The organism is Escherichia albertii NBRC 107761 = DSM 17582 (assembly GCF_000759775.1).
Classification (GTDB): domain Bacteria; phylum Pseudomonadota; class Gammaproteobacteria; order Enterobacterales; family Enterobacteriaceae; genus Escherichia; species Escherichia albertii.
In genome coordinates this window covers 1-562 of sequence record NZ_BBMY01000203.1, presented here as the reverse complement: position 1 = coordinate 562, position 562 = coordinate 1, and the positions used below count along the sequence as shown (strand labels likewise).

The window sequence follows — 562 nt, the reverse complement described above, 5'->3', positions numbered from 1 at the left end:
GCGGAACGCATTACGATGGCAGGTTTCCAGCGTGTCATAACGCATATTGTCAGTGAATTCGATGTACAACATTCGGCTGTATCCGAGAACAGCAACGAACACGTGAAGCGGTGAGCGGCCATTACGCATAGTGCCCCAGTCAACCTGCATCTGTCGTCCGGGTTCAGTTTCGAACCGAACGGCAGGCTCCTGCTCCTGAGGAACCGAGAGAGAACGAATGAATCCCCTGAGAATGGTCATTCCGCCACGATATCCCTGGTCTCTGATCTCGCGAGCGATTACCGTTGCCGGGATTTTGTAAGGATGAGCATCGGCGATGCGTTGACGAATATAATCCCGGTATTCATCCAGGAGTGAAGCAACAGCAGGTCGCGGCGTATATTTTGGCGGCTCAGATTTTGCCTGCAAATAACGTTTAACCGTATTGCGGGAGATCCCCAGTTCTCTGGCAATCGCCCGGCTACTCATTCCCTGCTTGTGCAGGATTTTAATTTCCATAACTGTCTCAAAAGTGACCATAAACTCTCCTGAATCAGGAGAGCAGATTACCCCCTGGATCTGA

The 562-nt window shown here is 51.1% G+C and carries 1 pseudogene; it reads right to left on the bottom strand.

The window, feature by feature from the left end:
* Positions 1–519 (bottom strand): annotated as a pseudogene (gene istA / locus EA14781_RS21980) (IS21-like element IS100 family transposase); the annotation flags it as partial.
* Between the last annotated feature and the right edge of the window lie 43 nt (positions 520–562).